The 20,979-nt window shown below is 66.8% G+C and carries 17 protein-coding genes; 5 read left to right on the forward strand and 12 right to left on the reverse strand.

The features are described 5' to 3' along the window. Positions 1 to 49: 49 nt before the first annotated feature. Complete coding sequence (gene gltX, locus QX039_RS10245; protein WP_315738221.1) at positions 50 to 1,474, reverse strand: glutamate--tRNA ligase; 1,425 nt, start codon at positions 1,472 to 1,474, stop codon at positions 50 to 52. A 136-nt stretch (positions 1,475 to 1,610) separates the two neighbouring features. Between gltX and QX039_RS10250 the strand changes: the two genes are divergently transcribed. Continuing rightward, on the forward strand, positions 1,611 to 3,299 hold the full coding sequence (locus QX039_RS10250) for a glutamine--tRNA ligase/YqeY domain fusion protein (RefSeq protein WP_315738220.1): 1,689 nt from the start codon (positions 1,611 to 1,613) through the stop codon (positions 3,297 to 3,299). 21 nt (positions 3,300 to 3,320) lie between these two features. On the opposite strand, the gene QX039_RS10255 is transcribed toward QX039_RS10250, so the two are convergent. Then, complete coding sequence (locus QX039_RS10255) at positions 3,321 to 3,533, reverse strand: hypothetical protein (protein WP_315738219.1); 213 nt, start codon at positions 3,531 to 3,533, stop codon at positions 3,321 to 3,323. Between the two features lie 139 nt (positions 3,534 to 3,672). On the opposite strand from QX039_RS10255, the gene QX039_RS10260 reads away from it, so the two are divergent. Then, a complete protein-coding gene (locus tag QX039_RS10260) occupies positions 3,673 to 5,964 on the forward strand; it encodes a ComEC/Rec2 family competence protein (RefSeq protein ID WP_315770840.1) in 2,292 nt (763 codons plus the stop codon). Here the strand turns inward: QX039_RS10260 and QX039_RS10265 are convergent. The 5 genes from QX039_RS10265 to QX039_RS10285 form a co-directional block, all read right to left on the reverse strand. Further along, a complete protein-coding gene (locus tag QX039_RS10265; RefSeq protein ID WP_315770839.1) occupies positions 5,919 to 6,194 on the reverse strand; it encodes a hypothetical protein in 276 nt (91 codons plus the stop codon). The genes QX039_RS10260 and QX039_RS10265 overlap by 46 nt on opposite strands. A 165-nt stretch (positions 6,195 to 6,359) precedes the next feature. Next, a complete protein-coding gene (locus QX039_RS10270; protein WP_315770837.1) occupies positions 6,360 to 6,800 on the reverse strand; it encodes a hypothetical protein in 441 nt (146 codons plus the stop codon). 258 nt (positions 6,801 to 7,058) lie between these two features. Continuing rightward, a complete protein-coding gene (lexA, locus tag QX039_RS10275) occupies positions 7,059 to 7,757 on the reverse strand; it encodes a transcriptional repressor LexA (protein ID WP_172109545.1) in 699 nt (232 codons plus the stop codon). A 206-nt stretch (positions 7,758 to 7,963) separates the two neighbouring features. Beyond that, entirely contained in the window at positions 7,964 to 9,175 is a 1,212-nt protein-coding gene (gene glp / locus QX039_RS10280; RefSeq protein WP_315738215.1) for a gephyrin-like molybdotransferase Glp, read from the reverse strand. 232 nt (positions 9,176 to 9,407) lie between these two features. Next, positions 9,408 to 10,361 (reverse strand): LysR family transcriptional regulator, encoded by a 954-nt coding sequence (locus QX039_RS10285; protein WP_315738214.1) that lies wholly within the window; start codon positions 10,359 to 10,361, stop codon positions 9,408 to 9,410. Positions 10,362 to 10,445: 84 nt separating this feature from the next. Here QX039_RS10285 and QX039_RS10290 point away from each other — a divergent pair, with 84 nt between their 5' ends. Together QX039_RS10290 and QX039_RS10295 are read left to right on the forward strand one after the other, a co-directional pair. Further along, entirely contained in the window at positions 10,446 to 11,378 is a 933-nt protein-coding gene (locus tag QX039_RS10290; protein ID WP_315738213.1) for an MBL fold metallo-hydrolase, read from the forward strand. Positions 11,379 to 11,390: 12 nt separating this feature from the next. Continuing rightward, positions 11,391 to 12,380: an alpha/beta hydrolase gene (locus QX039_RS10295; RefSeq protein ID WP_315738212.1), complete on the forward strand. Its 990-nt coding sequence runs from the start codon at positions 11,391 to 11,393 to the stop codon at positions 12,378 to 12,380. Between the two features lie 26 nt (positions 12,381 to 12,406). Here QX039_RS10295 and QX039_RS10300 read toward each other — a convergent pair whose 3' ends face one another. The 3 genes from QX039_RS10300 to QX039_RS10310 all read right to left on the reverse strand — a co-directional run bounded on the left by QX039_RS10300 (position 12,407) and on the right by QX039_RS10310 (position 15,622). Further along, on the reverse strand, positions 12,407 to 13,066 hold the full coding sequence (locus QX039_RS10300; RefSeq protein WP_315738318.1) for a hypothetical protein: 660 nt from the start codon (positions 13,064 to 13,066) through the stop codon (positions 12,407 to 12,409). Positions 13,067 to 13,810: 744 nt separating this feature from the next. Next, complete coding sequence (locus QX039_RS10305) at positions 13,811 to 14,440, reverse strand: HAD family phosphatase (protein ID WP_315738211.1); 630 nt, start codon at positions 14,438 to 14,440, stop codon at positions 13,811 to 13,813. A 45-nt stretch (positions 14,441 to 14,485) separates the two neighbouring features. Beyond that, positions 14,486 to 15,622: an alpha-hydroxy acid oxidase gene (locus QX039_RS10310; protein WP_315738210.1), complete on the reverse strand. Its 1,137-nt coding sequence runs from the start codon at positions 15,620 to 15,622 to the stop codon at positions 14,486 to 14,488. Between the two features lie 420 nt (positions 15,623 to 16,042). Between QX039_RS10310 and QX039_RS10315 the strand changes: the two genes are divergently transcribed. Next, on the forward strand, positions 16,043 to 17,377 hold the full coding sequence (locus QX039_RS10315; protein ID WP_315738209.1) for a S41 family peptidase: 1,335 nt from the start codon (positions 16,043 to 16,045) through the stop codon (positions 17,375 to 17,377). 241 nt (positions 17,378 to 17,618) lie between these two features. Here the strand turns inward: QX039_RS10315 and QX039_RS10320 are convergent, their stop codons facing one another. Continuing rightward, positions 17,619 to 20,330, reverse strand: a complete 2,712-nt coding sequence (locus tag QX039_RS10320) for an EAL domain-containing protein (protein WP_315738208.1) — start codon at positions 20,328 to 20,330, stop codon at positions 17,619 to 17,621. Between the two features lie 152 nt (positions 20,331 to 20,482). After that, positions 20,483 to 20,977 carry a cyclic pyranopterin monophosphate synthase MoaC gene (gene moaC, locus QX039_RS10325; RefSeq protein WP_315738207.1) on the reverse strand — a complete coding sequence of 165 codons (495 nt, stop codon included), beginning with the start codon at positions 20,975 to 20,977 and terminating at the stop codon, positions 20,483 to 20,485. Positions 20,978 to 20,979 lie beyond the last annotated feature (2 nt).

Consider the following 20,979-nt stretch of genomic DNA (forward strand, 5'->3'; position numbering starts at 1 on the left):
ATGCGTATCGTATTGCCCTGTGCGCTGCAAGATGGGGAGCAATGCGACCTTATGAGGTGGTCTGGTCCTCCAGACGGCCCAAGGATTCATCACGCCCCAGGATCGCCAGAACGTCGAAAATACCGGGTGAGGTGGTTCGGCCGGTGAGCGCCGCGCGCAGCGGCTGCGCCACCGCGCCCAGCTTGAGGTTGTTGGCTTCAGCAAACGCACGCAGCGCGGCTTCCGTGGCCGGTCCGCTCCAGGACTCGACAGCGGCCAGCGCCTCATGCAGCCGGCCGATCAAAGCACGGCTGTCCGGCGTCAGCAGGGCGGCGGCCTTGGCGTCGATCGGAAGCGGCCGGTCGGCAAAGATGAAGGCGGCGCCGTCGATCAGCTCCAAGAGCGTCTTGGCGCGCTCCTTGAGGCTGGGCATCGCCTGGGCGAGCTGCGCGCGCGTGGCGTCGTTGAGCTTGGCCTTGAGAGCCGCGCCGTTCGGCACGTAATTCAGCACGTCCTCGAACTGGCGCACCAGCGCCGCATCGTCGCTGTGGCGGATATAGTGGCCGTTGAGGTTCTCGAGCTTGGCGAAGTCGAACCGCGCCGCCGAGCGGCCGATCGCCGGCAGGTCGAACGCCTTGATCATCTCCTCGGTGGAGAAGATCTCCTGGTCGCCATGGCTCCAGCCGAGCCGCACCAGGTAATTGCGCAGTGCCGACGGCAAATATCCCATCGCACGGTAGGCGTCGACGCCGAGCGCACCGTGGCGCTTCGACAGCTTCGAGCCGTCCGGCCCGTGAATCAGCGGGATGTGCGACATCGACGGCACCGTCCAGCCGAGCGCATCGTAGATCTGCTTCTGGCGCGCGGCGTTGATCAGATGGTCGTCGCCGCGGATGACGTGGGTGACGCCCATGTCGTGGTCGTCCACGACCACCGCCAGCATGTAGGTCGGATTGCCATCGCCTCGCAGCAGCACGAGGTCGTCGAGGTTCTCATTCTGCCAGACCACGCGGCCCTGCACCTGATCCTCGATCACGGTCTCGCCGGTCAGCGGCGCGCGCAGCCGGATCGTCGGCTTGACGCCTTCGGGCGCCTCCTTGGGATCGCGGTCGCGCCACATGCCGTCGTAGAGCCGGGTGCGGCCTTCCGCGCGCGCCTTCTCGCGCATCGCGGCCAGCTCCTCGGCGGTAGCATAGCAGCGATACGCCATGCCGCTGGCGAGCAGTTGCTCGGCGACCTCGCGATGGCGCGCGGCGCGGCTATATTGGTAGATGACCTCGCCGTCCCAATCGAGCTCGAGCCATTTCAGGCCGTCCAGGATGGCGTCGATGGCCGCCGTGGTCGAGCGCTCACGGTCGGTGTCCTCGATCCGCAGCAGCATCTTGCCGCCGCGGCCCCGCGCATACAGCCAGTTGAACAGGGCCGTCCGGGCGCCTCCGATGTGGAGAAAGCCGGTCGGGGAGGGGGCAAAGCGCGTGACGATCGGGGAGGTCATGGGCGGCAGCACGAAATCCAGGCAGGGGCTATGAAGGGCGGGGGGTGTATAGCAGGCCTATCGCATAACTAAAGCCTTCCTTGGGGGAAGCGGATTTGGCAGATAGGCTGCCAAATTCCGGAGCAGGATATTCTTGATGACCACGACGACAGACACGGCGACGACGGCAGAGGCAGGGCGCGACTTCATCCGCGACATCGTCCAGGCCGATCTCGACAGCGGCAGGCACAAGACGGTCGTCACCCGGTTCCCGCCGGAGCCGAACGGCTACCTGCATATCGGCCATGCCAAGTCGATCGGTCTCAACTTCGGCATTGCCCAGGAGTTCGGCGGTCGCTGCAATCTGCGCTTCGATGACACCAATCCGACCAAGGAAGAGCAGGAATATATCGATTCCATCCAGGCCGACGTGCGCTGGCTCGGCTATGACTGGGGCGACAACCTGTTCTTCGCTTCGGATTATTTCGAGCGGCTCTACAATTGGGCGGAAGGGCTGATCAAGGCCGGGCTCGCCTATGTCGACGACCAGTCGCAGGAGGAGATCCGCCTGTCGCGCGGCACGCTCACCGAGCCCGGCAAGAACAGCCCGTTCCGCGACCGCACGGTCGAGGAGAATCTCGACCTGTTCCGGCGCATGAAGGCCGGCGAATTCCCGAACGGCGCGCGCGTGCTGCGCGCCAAGATCGACATGGCCGCCGGCAACATCAACCTGCGCGACCCCGTGCTGTACCGGATCATGCACGCCCATCACCCGCGCACCGGCGACGCCTGGAAGATCTATCCGAGCTACGACTACGCCCACGGGCAGTCGGACGCGATCGAGGGCGTGACGCACTCGATCTGCACGCTCGAGTTCGAGGACCACCGGCCGCTCTACGATTGGTTCCTGGACAAGCTGCCGGTGCCGTCGCATCCGCACCAGTACGAGTTCGCGCGGCTCAACCTGACCTACACGCTGCTGTCGAAGCGCGTGCTGACGCGGCTGGTGCAGGACGGCCATGTCTCCGGCTGGAACGATCCACGCATGCCCACCATCGCCGGCCTGAAGCGGCGCGGCGTGCCGCCGGCTGCGGTGCGCGAGTTCATCAAGCGCATCGGCATCGCCAAGGCCAACAGCATCGTCGATGTCGGCATGCTCGAATTCTGCATCCGCGAGGAGCTGAACCGCACGGCGCTGCGTCGGATGGCCGTGCTGCGGCCGCTGAAGGTAGTGATCGAGAATTATCCGGAAGGCCAGGTCGAGGAGCTCGAGGCGATCAACCACCCCGACGATCCCTCGGCCGGCACGCGCAGGATCGCCTTCGGCCGCGAGCTCTATATCGAGCAGGACGACTTCATGGAGAACCCGCCGAAGAAGTTCTTCCGGCTGTCGCCGGGCAACGAGGTGCGGCTGCGCTACGCCTATTTCATCAAGTGCCGCGACGTCATCAAGAACGACGCCGGCGAGATCGTCGAGCTGCGTTGCACCTATGATCCCGCGACCAAGGGCGGCAACGCGCCGGATGGACGCAAGGTCAAGGCGACGATGCACTGGCTGCCGGCTGCGCAGTCGCTGACAGCCGAGATTCGCATCTACAATCAGCTGTTCGCCAATCCAAGCCCCAATGCGGCCGACTTCACCGCCGATCTCAATCCCAACTCACTCGAGGTCCTGACCGACGCCCGCATCGAGCCGGCGATCGCCGAGAGCAATTCGGACGCGCCGATGCAATTCGAGCGCCAGGGCTACTTCGTCCGCGATCCGGATTCGACGCCCGACAAGCTCGTGTTCAACCGCACCATCGGCCTGCGCGACACCTTTGCGAAGGAGGTCGCGAAGGGATGAGATGGGGACCGCAGCCGCAGCTCAATTGATCGCTGCGAGGCCGGCCTCGGTCAGCGTTGGCACGCCATCGCTGACCTCGACCAGGCCGCGCTCCGCGAGGAGCGAGAGATCATCGTCGGCGACGGGGGAGAGCGTGAGCCGGTGGGCCTTGATGTCCCGCAACGTCCAGCGCAGGTGGATCGCCGTGTCGAGCGCGAGGTCGGCAAAGGGATCGTCATTGTCATGGTGGTCCATACCCGCATAAGCCCGTGCGGTGCCGAAAGTTCCAATGACGTTCCCGGCACCGGGATTGGATTCTCGTTCCGTTCCGCTAGTCGGATTCCCCGTGGTTTCGCTAGCCTCCATGCCCGTAAAGTAACGGGTGGTGTGGGCAATGGCGGAGCCGGTCAGGCCGCCGGGAGGGCGTCGCGGGCTCGCGGGCACGATGGCCGATGTCTGGCCGCCGCGCGGCGCGCTGGCCGGCGGCTGGCCCGCGATCGGGTCCGGCGCGTCGTCGGCATTCGCCGCCCGCCTGAAGAGCTGGGCGGTCGAGGAGGCCGGGGCGGGCCGGCTGCTGCCCTGGGTGCCGGTGGCGTTCGGGGCCGGCATCGCGCTGTACTTCACCGCCGATCACGAGCCGGTGCTCTGGATCGCCGCCACCACCGCGGCGCTGCTCTGCATCGTCGCCATCATGATGCGGCGGCATCGGATGTTTCCGGTTGCCGTGATGATCGCGGCGGCGGCGTGCGGCTTTGCCGCGGCGACCATCAAGACGGCGCGTGTCGCTCATCCAGTGCTGGCGCGGCCGTTGTATTCGGTGGCGCTGTCCGGCTTCGTCGAGGCGCGCGACATCCGCGAGCGCAGCGATCGGATCGTGCTGCGCGTCACCGCGATGGAGAGCCCGCGCAACGCCGCCACGATCGCGCGCGTGCGGCTCGCGGTGCGTAAGGGCACGGCGCCCGAGGTCGGCAGCTTCGTGCAGCTCAAGGCGCGGCTGCTGCCGCCGATGGCCCCGGTGCGGCCGGGATCCTACGACTTCGCGCGCGACATGTTCTTCCAGGGCATCGGCGCCTCCGGCTTCGTGATGGGCGCGATCACGACGGCGACGCCGCCGCAGGCCGCCGGCTTCGGCCTGGGCTATGCGGCGGCCATGCAGGGCCTGCGCGATGCGATCGACGCACGCATCCGCGCCCGCCTGACGGGCGATGAGCGCGCCATCGCCACCGCGCTGCTGACCGGCCGGCGCGACGCCATCACGCCCGATGTCAACGATGCGATGTTCGTCTCCGGCCTCGGCCACGTGCTGTCGATCTCCGGCTATCACATGGCCGTCGTCGCCGGCGTCGTGTTCTTCGCCGTGCGCGCGCTGCTTGCGCTGATCCCCGGCCTCACTATCAGCCATCCGATCAAGAAATGGGCGGCCGCGGCGGCGCTGGTCGCGGCGGCGTTCTACCTGCTGCTGTCGGGCGCGGAGGTCGCGACGCAGAGATCGTTCTTCATGACGGCCGTGGTGCTGATCGCGGTCATGGTCGATCGCCGCGCCGTCACCTTCCGCACGCTCGCGGTCGCGGCGATGATCGTGCTGATCGCGGCACCCGAAGCGCTGGTGCATCCGAGCTTCCAGATGTCGTTCGCGGCGACGCTCGGCCTGGTCGCGCTGGTGCAGTTCGGCCTGCCCAAACTGTTTGCGAGGCCGGACAGCTCCACGACGCAGCGCATCGCGCTGTGGGGCGGCCGCGAGCTTGCGATGCTGCTGCTGGCCTCGCTGATCGCGGGGCTTGCGACCACGCCCTATGCCGCGTTCCACTTCCATCGCGTCACGCCCTATGGCGTGCTCGCCAATCTCGCGGCGATGCCGGTGGTTTCGGTGCTGGTGATGCCCGCCGGACTGCTCGGCCTGCTGGCGGCGCCGTTCGGGCTCGACGGTCCCTGGTGGACGCTGATGGGCCTCGGCATCGACTGGATGATCGCGGTGACGCGCTGGGTGGCGGCGCTGCCTGGCGCGGTCGGGCGCATCCCGGGCTTCGGCATCGGTCCGCTGATCCTGGCCAGCCTCGGCGTCATCCTGATCGGCCTGATGCGCACACCGCTGCGCTGGTCGGGTGCCGTCGGGCTCGTGGTGGCCACCGCGTGGGCCGCCACGACGCCGCTGCCCGACGTGCTGATCGCCGGCGATGGGCGCGCGGTGGCGGTGCGCGGCCGTGACGGACGCCTGCATGTGATGCGCACCGGCAAGGACGTGTTCGCCACCAAGGAGTGGCTCGCGGCCGACGCCGATGCCCGGCTGCCGGCGGATTCATCGCTCGCCGATGGCGTCTCCTGCGACGAGGCGGGCTGCGTGGTCGCGATGGCCGACGGCCGATTCGCCGCCTTGACCCTGCGCGCCGAGGCGCTCGACGATGATTGCGCCCGTGCCGCGCTGATCGTCACCGCGCGCGCCGCGCCGTCATCCTGCGCGGCGGCCGTCATCGATCGCCAGCGCCTGCAGCAGCAGGGCGCCTTGATGCTGGTGCAGCGGGGCACCGGCTTCTCCGTCACGCCGGTGCGCGCTGGCGGCACCGATCGCCCGTGGTGGCCGGCGCCCGCCGAGGCCGGCGAGTTCGACACGACGCTGACGCCGCGTGCGCCGGTGTCGCGGCTTCAGGACGCGACGCCGCCGGAGACGGAGCAGGGCGAGCAGGATTGAGCGCCGGACAGCTCGAACGTGCTGAGATGATACAACGTGCCGAGATGATACACGGTGTCATCGGGTCCATCGAACAGCGAGGGACCTTCGACCAGCGTGAACGCAGCGCCCGGATAGCGTTGCCAGATGGCGATGTCATCAGCCGTGACCGTCAGCCATCCGAACGCAAGCATGTAGCGGCCGGACTCGGAGAGCCGGCCGGCCTTGTTCCAATCGATCTTGTTGACCACGGCGGCAAGCTCCCCCGGCACACAATGCTGGCCGAGGGATGTCGTTCCTATTCGATGCGATGCCGGAGCGTGAGGTTCGCCGGAAAGACCTTGCGCTTGCAGAAACCAAATCTCCCCCGGCCGAAAGCTCGCTCATGGCCGAGAGAAATGCGGACGCGCAGGCGCTCAGGTGATGCTGATGCGGCGAATCGATGTGGCCTGCGAAGCCGGAACGTCCTCCGCCATGCCCGGGCGGCGCTCGGCCGGCTGCTTGCTGACCGGCAATTGTAGCACGGTGACGCGCTGGCCCTCGCAGAGCTGGGTCACCAGCACGTGGCGGCCGTCGGCGAATTCGATCGCGTCGTGATGGCGATCGGGGATGTGCGTCTCGATGCTGTTGAACTTCGCGACGCGCTCGCGGATCGTCCGGGTCCAGAGCCAGCGGCTGTCGTAGCGGACGTCCTCGACAAATGCCAACTCGGTGCCGGGCAGCATGCAGACTGCGACGGTCGGCTCGCTCTCGAGGGCGAAGCCGCGGGTGGCGGTGCCGCGAAACGTCGTCGAGATCAACGTCTCGCCGACCTTGGCGGGACGGGACGCAACCGCATGGAGGCTGTAGTCACACATCGGATCGCTCCTCGTTGAGAGATAGCCGACCCACGCTCCCCCCGGACAGGCGCAGGCCTCTATCAGAGTGGACATCGAGGAGATGTTAGCGCGCGCTTCACGGCAATTCTGCGCTGATCTGCACCGCGTGCGCCCGCGGGCGATCACAAGCGTTTGAGCATGCCGCGCTGCACATCCTGAGGTGCATTCGCGCGTGACCAATTTCGATCGGCGGAGAAGCGCGTGCGCTCGCCGCCGATCGACCGATCGCGTCCGCGATCAGTACTTGCGATACAGCCCGACCAGCTTGCCTTGGATCTTCACCCGGTTGGGCGGCAGGATGCGCACCTCGTAGGCGGTGTTGGCCGGCTCCAGCGCGATCGATGCGCCGCGGCGGCGGAAGCGCTTCAACGTCGCTTCCTCATCGTCGATCAGCGCTACCACGATGTCGCCGGTGTCGGCGGTCTCGTTGCGCTGGATCAGCGCCATGTCGCCGTCGAGGATGCCGGCATCGACCATGGAGTCGCCGCGCACCTCGAGCGCATAGTGATCGCCGTTGCCGAGCATGTCGGCAGGCACGCTGATGGTGTGGCTGCGCGTCTGTAGCGCCTCGATCGGGGTACCGGCGGCGATGCGGCCCATCACCGGCACCGCGACGGGGCGCTCGCCATCGTCCAGCGCGGGAGTGCTGGTGCGCACCTTGCCGAGATTGCCCTCGATCACCGATGGGGTGAAGCCGCGGCGGTTGTTGGCAGCCTGTGACAGCTCGGGCAGCTTGATCACCTCGATCGCGCGGGCGCGGTTGGGCAGCCGGCGGATAAAGCCGCGCTCCTCGAGCGCCGTGATCAGGCGATGAATGCCGGACTTCGAGCGCAGATCGAGCGCATCCTTCATCTCGTCGAAGGACGGCGGCACGCCGGCTTCCTTGAGCCGCTCGTTGATGAACCGCAGAAGTTCGTACTGTTTGCGCGTCAGCATCTCGACCTGGTCCCCAGTTTGTTGTCGTCCGAGTCCAGGAGCTGCGCCTTGAGCACAAACCGGCTGAGAGCGCCTTGGAGTCGGACCATCATCGCGTCGCCCGCAACATACTAAAAACAAATCATGAACGGACACTATATGTTCGATGTGTGTTCCGCAATCCTTAAATTGTAGTGAACGGACCGGGCTTTGCCGGGGGAAACGGCCTAGCTCGGCAGGCGCAGGATCTCGCACGGGCTGCCGGCGGCGGCCTTCGGCGCAAACGCCCGCCGGATCACCAGCGCCTGCGAGAGCGCGAGATTGCCGAGCAGCGACGAATCCTGCTGGGTCACCGGCGTTGCGATCAGGGTGCCGTCGGCGCGCTCCTCGAGCTGCGCCCGCAGATAGTCCTCGCGCGAATCGTTGGCCCCGAGTTCGCGGCCGAGCAGGGCGGTCTCGCGTGGCATGCGAGCTTCGTCGCGGCCGAGCAGCCGCCGAATCAGCGGCACCAGGAACAGGATGGCGCAGACATAGGACGACACCGGATTGCCGGGCAGTCCGATCACCCTCATGTCGCCGAGCCGTCCGTGCATCATCGGCTTGCCCGGCCGCATCGCGATCTTCCAGAACGCCATCTCGACGCCCTCGGCTTCGAGCGCCTGCTTGACGAGGTCGTGATCGCCGACCGAGGCGCCGCCGGTCGTGATCAGGATGTCGGCCTTGGCCTCGCGCGCCCGCCGGATCCCGGCGATCGTGGCCTCCATCGTATCCGCGGCGATGCCGAGATCGATCGGTGTCGCGCCCTCGCTGCGCACCAGCGCCCGCAGGGCGTAGCCGTTGGAATAGACGATCTGGCCCGGGCCGGGCGTCGAGCCAGGCATCACGAGCTCGTCGCCGGTGGCGAGCAGCGCCACCTTCGGCCGGCGCCGCACCGGCAGTGCCGGATGATTCATGCTGGCCGCCAGCGACAGGTCGCGGTCGCTGAGCCGGCGGCCCGCCTTCAGCAGCACCATGCCCTCATGAAAGTCGACGCCGGCGGGCCGGATGTGCCGGCCCTTGATCGCGGCCTCGGTGATCACGACGTGGCCATCTTCGGCGATCGTGTCCTCCTGGATCACCACCGCGTCGGCGCCCTCAGGGACAACGCCACCAGTGAAGATGCGCGCCGCCTCGCCGGGTCCGACCACGCGATCGAACGGCCGCCCCGCCGCGACCTCGCCGATCACCCTCAGCCGCACCTTGGCCTGGGCTGCGTCCGCCGCGCGCACGGCGTAGCCGTCCATCGCCGACATCGCCTCGGGCGGCTGCGTCCGCAGCGCCGCGAGGTCGCGGGCCAGGATGCGGTGATGGGCCTCGTCCAGCGTCACCAGCTCCTCGGCCAGCGGCTCCGCGCCGGCGAGCACGGCGGACAACGCATCAGACACCGGCATCAGGGCCATGAGAGTTCCTTCGGATGGAGACGGCAGATCGAATGAGTCGCCTTCTAACCGAACGCGCACGGCTCGGCCAAGGGCTCAGGCCGCTTCCTGCCTTCTGATCGTCTGATGTTGGCCGCGTCCGGGCCGCTGCCTCACGACCGCGCGAGAAACCCTGCAATCAGTGCGCAGAAGGTCGACCGCAGTGCCAAGGCGTTGGCCGATGCGCCGTTCCGGTTAGCTCCCGCCCCGCGTTCTATCCAGCAGCTGCGCGACAGGCGGCGCGCTCGGTCGTGTGCAGGATATCCGCCACCATGTTCCGCAGCCAGACCGATGCTGCATCACGATCGAGCTGCAGCGGCCAGACCATCGAGACGGCCGGCAGCCGCAGCTTCAACGGCGCGGGACAGAGCGTCAGCCCAAATCGCGGCCCGTAGAGCTTTGCCATCCTGGTCGGTATCGTCGTGATCACCGGTGATGCGGCGACCGTCGCCAGCACGCTGAGGAATTCCGAGGAGGCCGAGACCACGTTGAGCTCGGTCCCGATCTCATCCAGCGCCGCCTCCAGACAGCCCTGCAGGCTGTTGGTCAGCGTCACCAGCGCGTGCGGAAGCGACAGATAGTCGGCGAGGCTGATCGGTGTTTTCATCGCGATGCGCTTTGGATTGTAGACGCAGCTCAGCGCCTGCTCGAACAGGAGCTGGGATCTGTGCCGCTGTGCGACGGCGTCGAAGCAGCCGACCGCGACATCCAAGGCTCCGTCGTCGAGCAGGCGATGCACTTCGTTACGCTCGGTCGGCCGGCTGAGAAGCCGCACGCCGGGCGCCGTTCGACGGAGCACCGCGGTGAGCTCGGGGATCAGCAGCAGCTCGACCTCACTTGAAAATCCCAGGCGGATGGTGCGCTGCTCGGTCGCCGGGTCGAACTCCGGTGCGGCATGCAGCGCTGCCTGCATCTGCCCCAGCGCCGCCCGAACCGGCCCGGCGAGCACCGCAGCCTTTGGCGTCGGCTGCATGACGGCGCCGACGCGGACGAACAGCTCGTCCTGCAGCAGCACGCGAAGCGTCGACAGCGTATGGCTCATCGCAGGCTGACCCACCTTGAGGCGTGCGGCCGCGCGCGTCACGCTGCGCTCCTGCATGAGCGCGTCGAACGCGACCAGCAGATTGAGGTCGAAGGAGCGAAGATCGAAGTGATCGATGGACTGCATGAGCTGGATCGATTTGAGGAATGTATGACCTAGTCCTAGATCTCGGCCCAGACAAGACCACCGTTCGGATCGAGGCGGCCAGACATGCAGGACATCACGACCTATCGCGTCGGAGACGCCACCATCACGAGGATCTTCGAGATCGGCCTCGATGCGGTCGAGGGAGAGTTTTTGTTTCCGGGCGTAGAAGCAGACAGCATCGTTCGGGAACGAGGCCAGGTGGGGCCGGGATCGGTCGATCCGCACACGGGATCGTTGCGCCTGAGCATCCATAGCTGGCTGGTGCGGACGCCAGAGCGGGTGGTCCTGATCGACACGGCCACCGGCAATGACAAGGAGCGGCCCGGCGCAGCAGTTCTGCATCGCTTGAACGAGCCGTTTCTCGACCGGCTGCGGGCGGCCGGCGTCGCCCCTGGCGATGTCGATCTCGTCCTGATGACGCATCTGCACGCGGATCATGTGGGGTGGAATACGCAGCTTGCCGATGGCCGTTGGATGCCGGTGTTTCCCAACGCCCAGCACATCTTCTCAGGCCGCGAGCGCGCCTATGTCGCCGCACTCTCGGCCGGCAACGGCTCGGACGCCGCAATCAGAGACGCAGCTGGGCTTGGCCCAATGCTGCATCCACCGATGCCTGGGGTCTACGAAGACAGCGTGCTGCCGATCGTCGAGGCCGGCCTCGCGCGCGAGATCACGGTCGATGGCAGCGAGGTCGTCGACGGCTTCCGTTTTCTGCCGAGCCCCGGTCACAGCATCGATCACGCCTGCATCAGCTTCAGCTCACGTGGCGAGCGCGCGCTGTTCTGGGGCGACGTGATGCATCATCCGCTGCAGGTCGCGCGTCCGGACTGGAACTCGGTCTATTGCGAATTCCCGGATGCGGCGCGGACCTCACGCCGATGGGCGATGAACCATGCCGCCGAGACCGGCTCCCTCGTGCTCACGACCCACTTCGCCGAGTCCTCGGCCGGGCGGATCAGCCGCGACGGCGACCGGTTCGCGTGGCACTTCGCCTGATCCGAGGTGACCATGACCGAGAACGCAACGTCCTCCTCGCGCATCGTTTCCGAGCGCCGCCTGATCGAAGGCCCGGTGTCCGATGTACAGCTTCAGCTCATCAACAAGCGCCGGCATGACGTGCAACGGTTCTCGGCCGAGCGCACGCTGGCGATGATGCACGGCGCCACCTTTTCATCCGCCAGCCTGTTCGACGTCGCGGTTGGTGGCGCCTCCTTCATGGATGTCCTGGCGCAGGCCGGCTACGATGTCTGGGCCGTCGATGCGCGCAGCTATGGCGGCTCCAGCCGGCCGCCGGAGATGTCGCGGGCGGCCGAGGAGGGATCTCCATTGGTCAATGCGCGGACCGCCGTGGACGATTTCGGCGCGGCGGTGGACTTCATCTGCCGGCATCGCGACGTCCCGCGCGCCAACGTGCTCGGCATGTCCTGGGGCGCCACCGTCGCGGGCATGTTCGCGAGCGCGGCGAGCGCGAAGCTCGAGAAGCTGATCCTGGTAACGCCGCTCTGGCTGTCCAGCGAGCCGCTGCGCATCGACGCCGGCGGACCGCTCGGCGCCTATCGGATCGTCAGCCCGCGCGCGTTCGAGGCTGCGTGGCGCGGCGCCGCTCCGGAGCAGGCGCGGGACAAGCTGATTCCGGACGGCTGGTTCGAGTCCTGGGCGGAGGCGACGCTCGCGACCGATCCGGACTCGCCGTACCCCGGCGCGATCCGTGCGCCTTCGGGCGCGGTGCAGGACGTGCGCGAGCATTGGACCGTGGACCAGCCGATCTACGATCCCAGCACGATCAACTGCCCTGTTCTCGTGCTCTCGGCGGAATGGGATGTGGACGTCCGCTTCGACGTGGCGCACGACCTGTTCGTTCGTCTCGTGAGCGCGCCGTACAAGCGCCTGGTCGAGATCGGGCAGGGCACGCACATGATCCTGATGGAGCGAAATCGACGGCAGGCGTTCGATGCGGTGATCGGATTTCTGGACGAGCGCGTCGTGCCGGCGCGTTGATCGTCGCGCGGACGGCCTGCACCGCGTTAGAGCGGATGCCGAATCCAGACATTCGGCTCGACATAGGCGGCATGGTCGTGCTCGACCGACGCGAGCACGGGCACGAGAGCAGCGGGGACCTCGATCTCACCCGAGCGATCGAAGGTCACGCCGGTCCATTGCGACCACTCGGCGAGCGTGCCGACGATGGTCATCGAGCACGGCGCGATCTTGACGATCTCGCCACCGATGCCGAGGTGCGTGCGCAGCCAGGAATCGACCAATCGGCCGTCTTCGCGCCGCTGATCGAGATAGGCGCGCATCGGCGTCCGCGGCGCCAGATGTTTCTGGTTCGGCCGCACCGGCGCGTACAGCTCGGCAAAACCTTTGGCGCGTGCGCAGCCTTTCAGAGCCGCGAGCATGGCGAGCGAGCTGCCGGGCACGCGCGCCTTCGGCAGCAGCGCAATCTCCAGCGCGCTCATCGTCGTCGGCCGCCGTCCCAGCAGGCGGTCCTCGTGACCCCAGCGGATCACCTCGTCCCAGCCCGCATCCGGCAGCGTGCGGCGGCCCTCGATGCCGAAGGTGAAGGGGACGGCGAAGGCGCGCCCGACCACCTCGTCACCGGCGAGCGCCACGTAGGCGCAGTCCGCATATTGGTCGAACACTGGCGGATCATAGTACAACGTCGCCGTCCGGTCCTGCCGCATGAACTCCGGCCAGATGGCATCCAGCTCGGGCGAGAACACGCGCGGGATCAGGTCGGGCCGATCACGCAAACAGATGATGTCGAGGGGCATTCGGTTCTTCCGGGCCGCGGGGGCGTGCAGAGCGGACAGCTTAGGCGGTCGGGCCGTCTGCGACCAGCGGATGTGGCGGGAGACGGGCCGGATCGCTCCCTTGCCGGCGGTCGAATTTAGGATTCGCTTTTTCGGAAAAGTCTGCTATGCTGATTTGGTCCCGTGCTCGACAGGAGGGGCGCTTCGCGATCGTCACGGACGTGGAGCGCGGGATGCGGTGGCCGCGACGTGCCGCAGCGTGCTCGGATGGCACGCGGACGAACGGCATGGCGCGGACGTGAAGTCGCGTGGTCCTGGCATCCCGAAGCTGATGCCAAGCCGGCGGGTGATGATGATCCCGACGGCGACGGTGGCCAACAAGCCGGGCACCGGGGAGATCGCGTATAAACGTGAAGACCATCGCGCAGGGAATGCCGGATGTCGGCTGGACCTGTGGTGACTGCCGCCTGCTTTTTTTCTGCAGGCGGGCCATGGGTTGCGGCCAGCAGCCCGGCATTCCCTGCGCCCTCCGATTGGAGGAGGGGGAGATGAGAGCAGCAAAGCTCGGGCACATCGTGTCGCGAGAACAATCTTGCATGAGTGGGCACCGTCATTGCGAGCGCAGCCCTTCAGAACGTCACGCCGCTGGCCATGACGCACCCTTGCGCGATGCGATCAAATCCCGAGCGCCTCCAGCGCCGCGGCGATGTCGGCCGTCGAGCGCACCAGCACCGCCTGCAGCCCGCTGGCCCGCGCGCCGTCGATGTTTTCAGCGAGATCGTCGAAGAATACGATGCGCTCGGCGGGCACGCCGATCGCATCGACCACATGCGCGTAGGCCTCGGCATCCGGCTTTCGCAGGCCGATCGACGACGACAGGAAGATCTCGCGAAAGTGACCAAGCAGGTCGGCGTAGCGCGGCGAGAAGTGATCGATGTGCGGCTGGTTGGTGTTGGAGAAGGCATAGAGCGGCAGTTTCTCCGCCGCGCGTGCGAGCAGCGGGGCGATGCCGGGCATCGGACCGACGAAGATCGCGTTCCAGCCCTCGAGAAACTGCGCGTCGGTGATGTCGATGCCGAGCTGCCGGCGCAGGTTGGCGAAGAAGTCGGCGTCGGAGACCGTGCCGCGCTCATGGCCGTGGTAGATCTCGTCGCGCACGAAGCGCGCGGCGAGATGCTCCGGCGCGCAGCCGGCATGCGCGGCCCAGCGCGAGACGACCTGGACGAAATCGATGTCGATGACGACGCGGCCGAGATCGAACAGCAGCGCGTCGGCGTCGCCGGGGCGGAGAGCGGAGGAGGGCATGGAGGGGGGCGTCGATGGCTGGCGTTGAACGGAAGGGCCTCCGCCTCAATAACGGTAGGGCTCGATGTCGACCAGCGGAAACGCGCTGACGACGCTCGGCTGGTTGGTGGCGGTTGCCGGATGCAGGTAGGAGCCGTTGAGCTCGGCGAACGAGGTGACGCCGAGCAGGCCGAGCGCGCGGATGACCTCGTCCTCCAGCAGCTCGAGCATGCGCAGGATGCCGTCCTCGCCGGCCGCGGCGAGCGCCCAGCATTGCAGCCGGCCGATGCCGACGAGGTCGGCGCCGGAGGCGATCGCCTTGACGATGTCGGTGCCGCGGCAGAAGCCGCCGTCGACCATGATCTTTGCCCGGCTCTTCACGGCGGCGACGATCTCCGGCAGCACTTGCATGGCTCCGCGGCCATGGTCGAGCTGGCGGCCGCCATGGTTGGAGACGTAGATCCAGTCGACGCCGTGATCGACCGCAATCTGCGCGTCCTCGGCGGTCGCGATGCCCTTGATGATCAGCGGCAGCTTGAACTTGTCCTTGATCAGCTTGACGGTGTGCCAGCTCAGCGCCTTCTGGTGGTCGCCGCCGGTCGCGCGCAGCCGGCTTTCGCGGACGTAGCGCTTGGCGATGTCGCGCTCGCGCCGGCTGTAATGGGCGGTGTCGACGGTCAGGCAGAACGCGGTGTAGCTGTTGGCGACCGCCCGGCTCACATAGTCCTCGACGAAGGCGTCGTCGCCGCGGACATAGAGCTGGAAGATTCGCAGCGCGTCGGGCGCGGCCTCGGCGGTCTTCTCCAGCCCGGGTTCCGACACCGAGCTCAGCATGTGCGCCGCTCCGAATCGGCCCGCCCCACGGGCCACGCTGGCCGCCCCTGCCGGATCGAAGATTTCGAGCGCACCGACCGGGGCCATGACCACCGGCAGGCGCAGCTTGCGTCCGAAAGTTTCGACCGAGGCATCGACCCTGGACACGTCGCGCAGCACGCGCGGACGGAACGCGATCTCGTCGAGCGCCATCCGGTTCCGACGCAGCGTGGTCTCGGTTTCGGCCCCGCCGATGATGTAGTCCCAGGCGTTCTGGTTGAGCTGGGCGCGCGCCTTGCGGATGAGCTCGTGCAGGTTCTGGAACTTCTCGTCGCTCGAGCCGAGTTCGACGTTCCGCCACCCGGCCTCGATCGGGGTCCGTTGGTTCATGTTTGCCTCCCAGCGACTGTCATGCTTGCGGTTTTGCCGCGGAGCATTGCCCATCGAGCGGGCCGGGAGCAAGCCATTCCGAACTCGAGCTTCCCGGGCGCGCGCAGGGAGCGGCGCCCCGCAGGCCCAGGCCATCAAATCGCGGCGTGGTACACGGCTCGTCGAATTGTGATCATGGGTGTCCGTGAAAGACGGGGTATGTTCAGCCGGGCCCAGCGCCGGCGCAGCCTTGAGCTTGATTTCAGCCTGTGAACGTCCATTTCGGATGCGAGCGCCGGCGGTCGGGCCCCGGTACGGCGGCGCAATATCGGCCTTGAAGAAACCGGAAATGTGGTGTGTGTTCGCAACACAAATCGCGCCGGCGATGCGTGCGGACCATTTGATCGGCCGGCCATCCAACAAACGCTCGGGAAGCAAACAATGCGGAAAAACTGGCTGTTCTTGGCGGGCACGATGACCGGCGTCGGGCTGACCCTGATGGTCACGGGTCCCGACGGCGCGCAACTCGTTGCCAAGGCCAAGGCCGCGGCCGGCATGGCCGACACCTATTCGCAGCTCAATCTGTTCGGCGCGGTGTTCGAGCGTGTTCGCGCCGACTATGTCGAGAAGCCGAGCGATCCCGCGCTGATCGAAGGCGCCATCAACGGCATGGTGTCCTCGCTCGATCCGCATTCGCGCTACATGAACGACAAGTCCTGGCGCGACATGCAGGAGACCACGTCCGGCGAGTTCGGCGGACTCGGTCTCGAGGTCACCATGGAGGAGGGCCTGGTCAAGGTCGTCGCGCCGATCGATGACACGCCCGCGTCCAAGGCCGGCGTTCTCTCGGGCGATCTCATCGCCAAGATCGACGGCGAGGCGGTGCAGGGACTGACGCTCGAGCAGGCCGTCGCCAAGATGAAGGGCGGCGTCAACACCAAGACCAAGCTTACCATCATGCGCAAGGGCAAGGACGCACCGCTCGACGTTACGCTGACGCGCGAGATCATCAAGGTGCGCCCGGTCCGCTATCACACCGAAGGCGGCGACATCGGCTATATCCGCATCACATCCTTCAACGAGCAGACCACCGAGAGCCTGCGCAAGGCCGTCGCCAGCATCTCCAAGGACATTCCGCAGGAGAAGCTCGCCGGCTATGTGGTCGACCTGCGCAACAATCCGGGCGGCCTGCTCGATCAGGCGGTGTCGGTCTCCAGCACGTTCCTCTCGCGAGGCGAAGTGGTTTCGACCCGCGGCCGCAATCCTGAGGAGACGCAGCGCTTCACCGCACGCGGCGGCGATCTCACCAAGGGCAAGCCGCTCGTGGTGCTGATCAATGGCGGCTCGGCCTCGGCATCGGAGATCGTGGCGGGCGCGCTGCACGATCACAAGCGTGCAACCCTGGTCGGCACGCGCTCGTTCGGCAAGGGTTCCGTGCAGACCATCATTCCGCTCGGCGCCGGCAATGGCGCGCTGGCGCTGACCACGGCGCGCTACTACACGCCCTCCGGCCGCTCGATCCAGGCGCAGGGCATCGCGCCGGACATCGAGGTCAAGCAGGACGTGCCGGACGAGCTGAAGGATCGCGGCGATCTCAAGGGTGAGGCCGGCATGCGCGGCCATCTCTCGGCGCCCGACGGCACCGAGCAGACCGGCTCGCAGTCCTACGTTCCGCCGGACGAGAAGGACGACAAGGCGCTGCACGCCGCCTTCAACGTGCTGCGCGGCGTCACCGTGAATGCCGACGTCCGTGCCAAGGCGGCGGTGCCGAACTGATCTTCAGGGTGGCGCCTTGCGGCGCCCGATGCTCACACCCGAGGGGGCGGCCCTGAGGCCGTCCCGCCGTGGTTTTCGACCAGCGTGTACAAGCGGACACGGAGTATGTCCGTCTGTGTCCCGTAGATCATGGCGGAGCCGTGGACTTCAAGCGGCGGACGGGACGACTGGTTGGTAGGGTTTGAGTTTGGCTTGTGGAAAAGCCTCAAATTGCAACGGTATTTATCGGTTCGGAACTGGCTCACGCGGCGTTGGGGCGCGAATGGCGGCCGGTTGAGGGATTGGCGCGCTGCGCGGCGAACAATTGCCCCACGTCGGCTGCGGGCTTCGGAGGGCTGAACAGATAGCCCTGCATCTCCGAGCAGCCGAGCCGCTTCAGCACCTGGCGCTGCGCCTCGGTCTCGACGCCCTCGGCGGTCGTCGACATCTTGCGGATGGCGGCGATGTTGACCACGGCCTGGACGATCGCCGCGGAGCCTTCACTCTCGGTGATGTCCTGGACGAAGCAGCGGTCGATCTTGATCTTGTCGAACGGAATGCGCTGGAGGTAGCTGAGGCTCGAATAGCCGGTGCCGAAATCGTCGAGCGCGATACGGACGCCGAGCGCGCGCAACTGGTGCAGGGTGTCGAGCGCGTCGTCGTCGCGGATCAGCACCGCTTCCGTGATCTCGAGCTCCAGCCGATGCGGCGGCAGGCCGGAGGTCGCAAGCGCATTCGCGACCTTGAGCGCCAGGGTGCCGCTCTTGAACTGCACCGGCGAGACGTTGACGGCGAGCCGGATGTCGTCCGGCCAGCTCACAGCCTCGGTACAGGCGACCTGAAGGACGCGTTCGCCGAGCAGGTTGATGAGGCCCGTGTCCTCGGCGATCGGAATGAACTCGGCCGGCGAGACGGTGCCGCGGGTCGGATGCTTCCAGCGCACCAGCGCCTCGCAGCCGACGATGCGGTCGTCCTGCAGGCTCAGACAAGGCTGGTAGTAGACCTCGAGCCGATCGTCGGCGATGGCCTGGCGCAGGTCGACCTCGAGCTGGTGGCGCGCCTTGACCTGGGCGTCCATCTCGGGCTCGAAGAAGCGCCAGGTGCGCCGTCCCGCGGCCTTGGCGGCGTACATCGCCAGATCGGCATTCTTCATGATCTGGTCGAGATCGGTGCCGTGCTCGGGGATCAGCGCCACGCCGATCGAGGCGTCGGCGGTGAGCTGATGGCCGAGGCAGTAGCGCGGGGCGCGGATCGCGCTGAGAATATCCTCGATCAGCTGTTCGACGTCCTCGCGGTTGCGGATGGCCGTCTGAACCACGGCGAACTCGTCGCCGCCGAGGCGGGCGACGAATCCCGTGGTGCCGACACAGGTGCTCAGGCTCGCCGCGACGGATTTCAACAGCTCGTCGCCGACGAGGTGGCCGAGCGAATCGTTGACGCCCTTGAACTCGTCGATGTCGATGTAGTGCAGCGCGAGGCGCCGGCCTTGGGGGACGCCGGTCAGCTCCTCCTTGAGGCGCTCGTGAAACAGGGTGCGGTTCGGCAGATCCGTCAGGGCATCATAGTGCGCCAGATGCGTGATCTGCTCCTCGGACCGTTTGCGCTCGGTAATGTCCTCGTGGGTGGCGAGCCAGCCGCCGCCCGCGATCGGCTCGTTGACGATCTGGATCCAGCGACCGTCCGTGGTCTCGATGATCTGCGAGGTCTTGCGGCCGATGTCGCGCAGCACCGCATCGGCATATTCGCCGTCGTCGCCCGCGAGCGAGCCGGTCGCCTTGCGGTGCGCGATCAACTCGCGGAACGTGCAGCCTGGTTTCACGACGTCGGCAGACAGGCCGTACATGTCGACGTAGCGCTGGTTGCTGATGACCAGGCGCTCCGATGCGTCGAACAGCAGGAGGCCCTGGGTCATGTTGTTGACGGCCTTGTCGAGCCGTTCCTTCTCCAGCGTCAAGCGGCGGCTGGAGGCGTCGTGGTCGCTGATCAACCGGCGCACCACGACGTAGAGCATGCCGGCGATCAGCAGCACCGAGGTCACGCCGACGGCGATCAGGAAGCGCATCTGCTCGCGCCAGTCGGCGAGCGCCGCCGAGACCGTCGTCGTCGCGGTCACGATCAAGGGATAGCTCGTCAGCCGGTGCGACGCGCCGATGCGGTGCTCGCCGTCGACGGGGCTGCTGAAAATGCCCGTGGTGTTGCCATCGCCGGCCAGGATCTGGCGGAAGATCGGCGCGCTCTTGTAGTTCTGGTTCTGCATGCCCTCGTGGCGTGGATGGCGGGCCAGAAGGGTTCCGTCGCGATGCATCATCGAGATCGCCGCGTCGGGCCCGAGCGCGACGGAGGCGAAGAACCGCTCGACATTGATGGGTTCGAGGCTGCGGCCGATGATGCCCAGGAACTCGCCGTTGGGACTGGTCAGCTTCAGGGCGATGACCGCGACATATGTGCCGGTGATCCGGCCCACGACCGGTTCGATCAGCAATTGCGGCGCGGTCGGATCGGCTTTCAGCCGCTTGAAAAAGGTGCGATCGGCAATATTGACGGGCGGCACCGGCCAGGTCGCTCCGGAGTTGATCAGGTTGCCGTCGGAGTCGAAGATGTTCAGACCGCCGACATAGGTCACCGCGCTCAGCTTGTCCTTCAGCATGGCATTGACGGCGGCGCTTCCCATCTGCTCCTTGAAGCGGGCGCCGGTGTCGATATGGTTCTGTCGGACGTAGTTGGCGAGATCGCGCTGGATCGCGCCGAGATCCTCCATCTGCTGATCGAAATGACGCGCCAGTAGAAGGACGGTGTTCTCCAGCTCGCGCGTCGCGCTGTTCAGCGCGCGTTCCCGGAAACTGTCGGCCATGATGGTCGTGCCGATCGCGATGGCTGCAATCAGCACGAGGCCTCCGCCGACCAGCCAGCGGATCGGTCCACCGCGGTCGGTCGAAGCTCTGAGGGCATTCCGTGGACTAGCGTTGGTCGTCATCGGTCCTGAATACGCTTGCGATAGGCGCTTCGGGATGGAACCGCTACGATGTCCCTCCCACAACCATTGCTATAGGCCCGCTATGGAAGTGAGGTTAGGAAGTTGAGTTAGCGAACAATTAATTCGAAGTTGTATTTGGTTTTCCAATACCTTCAGGCGCGATAATGCCCGGACTTGCCGCCGATCTTCTCGGTCAAACGGATACCTTCGATGCGCACGCCGCGCTCGGCGGCCTTGATCATGTCGTAGATCGTCAGGCAGGTGACGGACACGGCCGTCAGGGCTTCCATCTCGACGCCGGTCGGCCCGGTGACCTTGACGGTTGCACTGACGATGCAGCCGGGCAGCGCAGCGTCGGGGGTGATGTCGACGGTGACCTTGGAGAGCGCCAGCGGGTGGCACAGCGGAATGAGCTCGGATGTGCGCTTGGCGGCCATGATGCCGGCAATGCGGGCCGTGCCGAGTACGTCGCCCTTCTTGGCGTTGCCGGAGATGATGAGCTCGAGCGTCGCGGGACTCATCACCACGCGGCCTTCGGCTGTTGCCGTGCGCTCCGTTGCAGCCTTGTCCGACACGTCGACCATGCGGGCCTCGCCACGAGCATCGATGTGGGTGAGGGCGGGAGCGCCGGGTGACTTGTCGGACATGG

The sequence above is a fragment of the Bradyrhizobium sp. SZCCHNR1043 genome (assembly GCF_032489675.1).
Classification (GTDB): Bacteria; Pseudomonadota; Alphaproteobacteria; order Rhizobiales; family Xanthobacteraceae; genus Bradyrhizobium.

Bases quoted from the DNA above. Each gene is read 5' to 3' on its own strand.
- gltX (WP_315738221.1), bottom strand. From the start codon at position 1,474: ATGACCTCCCCGATCGTCACGCGCTTTGCCCCCTCCCCGACCGGCTTT.
- QX039_RS10250 (WP_315738220.1), top strand. From the start codon at position 1,611: ATGACCACGACGACAGACACGGCGACGACGGCAGAGGCAGGGCGCGAC.
- QX039_RS10255 (WP_315738219.1), bottom strand. From the start codon at position 3,533: ATGGACCACCATGACAATGACGATCCCTTTGCCGACCTCGCGCTCGAC.
- QX039_RS10260 (WP_315770840.1), top strand. From the start codon at position 3,673: ATGGCGGAGCCGGTCAGGCCGCCGGGAGGGCGTCGCGGGCTCGCGGGC.
- QX039_RS10270 (WP_315770837.1), bottom strand. From the start codon at position 6,800: ATGTGTGACTACAGCCTCCATGCGGTTGCGTCCCGTCCCGCCAAGGTC.
- lexA (WP_172109545.1), bottom strand. From the start codon at position 7,757: ATGCTGACGCGCAAACAGTACGAACTTCTGCGGTTCATCAACGAGCGG.
- glp (WP_315738215.1), bottom strand. From the start codon at position 9,175: ATGGCCCTGATGCCGGTGTCTGATGCGTTGTCCGCCGTGCTCGCCGGC.
- QX039_RS10285 (WP_315738214.1), bottom strand. From the start codon at position 10,361: ATGCAGTCCATCGATCACTTCGATCTTCGCTCCTTCGACCTCAATCTG.
- QX039_RS10290 (WP_315738213.1), top strand. From the start codon at position 10,446: ATGCAGGACATCACGACCTATCGCGTCGGAGACGCCACCATCACGAGG.
- QX039_RS10295 (WP_315738212.1), top strand. From the start codon at position 11,391: ATGACCGAGAACGCAACGTCCTCCTCGCGCATCGTTTCCGAGCGCCGC.
- QX039_RS10300 (WP_315738318.1), bottom strand. From the start codon at position 13,066: ATGCGGCAGGACCGGACGGCGACGTTGTACTATGATCCGCCAGTGTTC.
- QX039_RS10305 (WP_315738211.1), bottom strand. From the start codon at position 14,440: ATGCCCTCCTCCGCTCTCCGCCCCGGCGACGCCGACGCGCTGCTGTTC.
- QX039_RS10310 (WP_315738210.1), bottom strand. From the start codon at position 15,622: ATGAACCAACGGACCCCGATCGAGGCCGGGTGGCGGAACGTCGAACTC.
- QX039_RS10315 (WP_315738209.1), top strand. From the start codon at position 16,043: ATGCGGAAAAACTGGCTGTTCTTGGCGGGCACGATGACCGGCGTCGGG.
- QX039_RS10320 (WP_315738208.1), bottom strand. From the start codon at position 20,330: ATGACGACCAACGCTAGTCCACGGAATGCCCTCAGAGCTTCGACCGAC.
- moaC (WP_315738207.1), bottom strand. From the start codon at position 20,977: ATGTCCGACAAGTCACCCGGCGCTCCCGCCCTCACCCACATCGATGCT.